Source organism: Methyloceanibacter sp. (assembly GCF_035650995.1).
Lineage (GTDB): Bacteria > Pseudomonadota > Alphaproteobacteria > Rhizobiales > Methyloligellaceae > Methyloceanibacter.
Genome location: NZ_DASRGO010000210.1, coordinates 1 through 4,359, shown reverse-complemented (window position 1 = coordinate 4,359; position 4,359 = coordinate 1). Strand labels below are relative to the sequence as shown.

Below are 4,359 nucleotides of genomic sequence, written 5' to 3'. Positions count from 1 at the left end.
CACGCTCCGGCGCTTGTCGACGAGACGGGTCACAAATTCCGCTCGCGCGAGGCGACCAAGGCCGTCGTCGCCTCCTATCCGCCGGCCGTGCAGGCCTGGATCAGGCGCCACGGCGGCCTCAAGCAGGACCTGATCTATCTTCGCGGGCGCGATCTTGCCGCCCTTTATCCACGCTGCTAGTTGCGCGTCCCGGGAAGTTCCGCGGTCACGCGCGCCGCATCCGAACCCACGCTGCTTACCGGCACGAGCACATCGACGGGACCTGCGCGGTCGAATTCGAGCGTGAGAAGGATATCCTCTCCGGCATTTGGGGCATCTCTCAGTCCGACCAGCCTCAGATGCGTCCCGCCGGGCGAGAGCACGATGGAGGCTCCCGCATCGATCGGCAATCCACCCTCGACCTTGCGTATTTGCATGATCCCATCTCCGGTCATCGCCGGCTGATTGATCTCCACGGCCCTGGCCGTCGCAGTGCGTACGCGCTTCAGCACATCGGCTTTGTGACTCCGGTTGGCGATGGTCATGTATGCCGCCATGCTCCCGCCTGCGGCGCCTGCCGGATCCGCCCAGGCGTCGGCCACGCTGATGCGTCCGGTCTCGGCCGCCCACACCGTCAGGCCGACAAAGATGAGCGCTGCAATAGTGAGCAGAAGGGCGATGCCGATTTCTACGAGGCGAAGCTTGCTGAGCCCAAACATCCAGATCTCCGTGACGGGCTCCTGATCGAGGTTTGCTCGCCGCCCTTCGGGAACGATTGCGTTAACCCCTGTGTAAGTCGGGAGATTTTGCAAAGTCTTGCGCCGCGGTGTCGCTGCGGCGGTCCGTCGCTTGGAACCTTGGCGGCAAAAGGCACAGCCCCGCGCGGCCTCTGGCCTCGGCGGCTAACCATCTGAAAGACCCGGACTATCCGTCTTAGGGTGTAACCGCCCGGCTTTGCTGGGCAACGACCGCGTCGGCCTGATCGTCGGGGCCGCCGAAGCCCGAGTCGCGGCCGTAGATGTCCGGCCTGAACTGAGCGATGCCGTCGCCGGTGGCGAACGCGGTAATGTAGACGAAGTGCACCGGCACCGGGTTCTTGAGCTTCACGTCGAGCTTCTGGCCGCTGTCGACTTCCGCCTGCACCTTCTCGAGCGTCCACCCCTTCTGCTCGCTGAGCAGCCAGGCGACGAGATCGAGCACCTTCTCGACGCGCACGCAGCCCGAGGAGAAAGCACGCGCGCTCTGGCTGAACAACTGCTTGAGTGGCGTGTCGTGCATATAGACGCTGTATTTGTTCGGCATGTTGATGCGCACGACGCCGAGCGCATTGAACGTCCCCGGCTCCTGGCGGAACTTGTAGCTCGCCACCTCCGGAGAGTTCCAATCGATCGTGGCCGGATCGAGCGGCGGAGACTTCCAGTCGGCCATTACCATGAAGTGCTCTTCGCTGAAATAGCTCGGATCCTTCCTGATCTTGGGAATGAGATCCTGCTGCGCGACGATGTCCGGCACGCTCCAGGTGGGGAAGAAATTGACCTCGACGATTTTGGCCGAGACTTGCGGAGTAGCGCGCGCGGGCTTGCCGGCGATGACATTGCTCTGCAACGCGAGCGTGCCGTTTTGGACGGCCTGCGCGACAAAGGCCGGGACGTTTACGAGCACGTAGCGCGGCGCCTTGTTGATGCTCATAAGGCCTTGGATGCGGGCGAGATTGCTCTCCAATTGCCGCAGCCGCTCGGCGGCGCTGATGCCGAGGACCGCGAGCGTGCGTGAATCGACGAAGCCCGAAACGCGCAACCCGTTCCTCACTTGGAAGCGCGCGAGTCCCGCGAGAAACTCGTCGTCGAACACCGGGCTCACGCTGGTGGCCGCCGGTAGGTCGCCTTCGATGATCAGCCTCCGTCTGATATTGGCGACGGCCTGATCCGTGTCGCCGGGCCTGAGCGTCACCTTCTCGGTCACGACCGGCCAGCCGCCCGACTGCACGATGCCTTGGTAGCGCTGGATCGCTGCCTGTAGCGCGGCGACGCTCGCCTCGCTGACGAACGGGATATTGACCTGATAGTCGGCGCTGTAGCGCTGATAAAGCTCGGTCCGCACCTCCTCGCGCCGCGCCCTCTCTTCGGGACTGACGACGCCGCTATCGGTGAAGGTGCGGAACGGGTTCAGCGGATCGGCGCGGCTCGCGCCAAAAGTTGCAATGGCAAAGACGACGCCGGTGAGAAGGCCAACCGTCAAGAGACGCGAGGGCACTGTCGGCCGTCGTGGTTTGCTCATCCTCAACGTCATGCGGCGACGGTCTCGGCCACTCTGTCCCCTGCTCTTTCGATTCGCCGCGCTGGCATGTCAGGTAATCAGACCTCGCCTTCATGTCACAATGATGGAGGCAGATTGGGCGCGACGAGTGTCCCTTGGGACCATCGTGCCTCAGCACGGGAGAAATGCAAAGTCTCCCACTTGCCGCAACTTGGGCGTGCTATCCTTCGAGGATCGCGAGCAGCCGGTCGACGAACGGAGCCTGGCCGGGAAGCATTCTCTGCCGCGCCTCGTCGACGCCGAACCACGCGGCGCGATCGACCTCGGGGAAGGACTGGATCTTCCCGCTCTTCGGCGGCCATTCCATCTCGAATCGATTGGATTTCAGTCTCGCTGGGTCGAAATCGCCTTGAACGGCGAAGGCCGTGATGAGCTTCCGGCTCGGCTGCCTGATCTCGCCGAGCATGCGGTAGTCTCCTGACGGCGGCGCCGCGCCGAGTTCCTCCTCGAACTCGCGTCTGGCGACCGCGAGCGGGTTCTCGCCTTGTTCGTATTCCCCCTTCGGGATCGACCAGGCGCCCTTGTCTTTCTTGGCCCAGAACGGACCTCCCGGGTGCACGAGCAGGACCTCGAGCAGAGGCCCCTTGCCGCGATACATGAGAATTCCGGCGCTAAGTTTTGCCATTGTCCTAGCCTAGACGGAATTCGGGCCGCGCGAGCAAATTCACTCACCGAGGCTTGGTTCGCGCGTTTTTGAGTATTCGCCGAGGGGCGCATGAGGCGAACAAGGCTGGGAGGTCTCCTGACGGGCTGTGTTGTGGCCGCGACGCCGTGGCTTCACGGCTGCACCGGACAAGCCCCTCAGAGCGGACAAGGCGGCATCGCGCAGACCGCGGCCAGATCCGACGAGCGAACCTGTCTCATCCGCGCCATGTATTTCGAGTCGAACCGCTCGAGCCGCGACGGGCTCATGGCGGTCGGCACCGTGGTCATGAACCGCGTGGCTTCGCCGCGCTATCCCAACACGATTTGCGGCGTGGTGGGTCAGCCGGGTCAATTTGCGAGAGGAGTAATGACCGCGCCGCTCAACCCGAGGGAGCTGCCGGCCGTCGAGCGCGCCGCCGACGCCATCCTTGCCGGCGAACGCTACAAGCCGATCGGTGACGCCATGTTCTTCCACGTCGCCGGCCTCAAGATCCCCTATCGCGTCGAATACATGGCGGTCGCCGGCGGCAACGCCTTCTACCGCAAGACGGGCCGGAGCTATGCCGCCATCAGCCCGACGCCGGTTCGTGCCACCACCAGCTTCACCGCAACCGCCAGCGAAGGCGCAAGCGAAACTGCTCTCGCCGCGGCACCCGAGGGAAGCATCATCGAGCGCTTCTTCGGCGGCTTCAGCGCCGCCGCCTCCCCCGCCCACGGGACGTGCGATGCCGCCAAGGCGGGGCTCGGCGCTACCTCGCTCGCCTGCGAAGACGACGCCTCAGGCCGCTAGACCGAACTTAAACGCAAAAAAGCCGCCGGGGATTTCTCCCAGGCGGCTTCTCGCGTTCGTGGTAGCGCTCAATCGGCGCTCAATCCAACTCGTAGAAGAGGGGAGCGCGGTTGCTCGCGTTCTCGATGAGGGCTCTGGCAGCCCTTCGCCGCTCGCGCTCCACTCGGCACAAGGCCGGTAGCGCAAGTTGAAAGACACCCGTCCTTGGCAAGCCTGGCGACGACCTACTCTCCCGCGTCTTAGGACGCAGTACCATCGGCGCTGGAGCTTTTCACGGCCGAGTTCGGGATGGGATCGGGTGTTCACGCTCCGCCAGTATCACCAGGCCAGCGAAGGACGGTGTCTAATCTGGTCTTCTCGTGCTCGTCCTTCGCCTCAAGCAGCGCAGAGCGCGGCAGGGCGAAAAGGAGAGGCACTGACAATGAGAGCAATCAAGCCGATCGAGCGATTAGTACTGGTTAGCTTCACGCATTGCTGCGCTTCCACACCCAGCCTATCAACGTGGTGGTCTTCCACGGCTCTCAAGGGAGAACTCGTTTCGAGGTGGGTTTCCCGCTTAGATGCTTTCAGCGGTTATCCCGTCCGCACTTGGCTACCCTGCTGTGCCGCTGGCGCGACAACAGGTCCAC

General features: G+C 63.8%; 4 protein-coding genes, 2 rRNA genes and 1 pseudogene. 2 read left to right on the top strand and 5 right to left on the bottom strand.

From position 1 onward, the window contains the following. Positions 1–180, top strand: a pseudogene (locus tag VFB18_RS15750) (hypothetical protein); the annotation flags it as partial. Here VFB18_RS15750 and VFB18_RS15745 read toward each other — a convergent pair. From VFB18_RS15745 to VFB18_RS15735, 3 genes are all read right to left on the bottom strand, one after another. Then, entirely contained in the window at positions 177–698 is a 522-nt protein-coding gene (locus VFB18_RS15745; protein ID WP_324977489.1) for a copper chaperone PCu(A)C, read from the bottom strand. The pseudogene VFB18_RS15750 and the gene VFB18_RS15745 overlap by 4 nt on opposite strands. Before the next feature lie 214 nt (positions 699–912). After that, positions 913–2,256 (bottom strand): L,D-transpeptidase family protein, encoded by a 1,344-nt coding sequence (locus VFB18_RS15740; protein WP_324977486.1) that lies wholly within the window; start codon positions 2,254–2,256, stop codon positions 913–915. Between the two features lie 199 nt (positions 2,257–2,455). Next, positions 2,456–2,920 carry an NUDIX domain-containing protein gene (locus VFB18_RS15735; RefSeq protein WP_324977483.1) on the bottom strand — a complete coding sequence of 155 codons (465 nt, stop codon included), beginning with the start codon at positions 2,918–2,920 and terminating at the stop codon, positions 2,456–2,458. Between the two features lie 90 nt (positions 2,921–3,010). Between VFB18_RS15735 and VFB18_RS15730 the strand changes: the two genes are divergently transcribed. Continuing rightward, a complete protein-coding gene (locus VFB18_RS15730; RefSeq protein ID WP_324977481.1) occupies positions 3,011–3,730 on the top strand; it encodes a cell wall hydrolase in 720 nt (239 codons plus the stop codon). A 211-nt stretch (positions 3,731–3,941) separates the two neighbouring features. Here the strand turns inward: VFB18_RS15730 and rrf are convergent. Both rrf and VFB18_RS15720 read right to left on the bottom strand, forming a co-directional pair. Continuing rightward, positions 3,942–4,056 (bottom strand): 5S ribosomal RNA (rrf, locus tag VFB18_RS15725). Between the two features lie 101 nt (positions 4,057–4,157). Continuing rightward, positions 4,158–4,359: ribosomal RNA gene (locus VFB18_RS15720) — 23S ribosomal RNA — on the bottom strand; the annotation flags it as partial.

Coding starts and splice junctions, on each gene's coding strand:
- VFB18_RS15745 (WP_324977489.1), bottom strand. CDS start 698: ATGTTTGGGCTCAGCAAGCTTCGCCTCGTAGAAATCGGCATCGCCCTT.
- VFB18_RS15740 (WP_324977486.1), bottom strand. CDS start 2,256: ATGAGCAAACCACGACGGCCGACAGTGCCCTCGCGTCTCTTGACGGTT.
- VFB18_RS15735 (WP_324977483.1), bottom strand. CDS start 2,920: ATGGCAAAACTTAGCGCCGGAATTCTCATGTATCGCGGCAAGGGGCCT.
- VFB18_RS15730 (WP_324977481.1), top strand. CDS start 3,011: ATGAGGCGAACAAGGCTGGGAGGTCTCCTGACGGGCTGTGTTGTGGCC.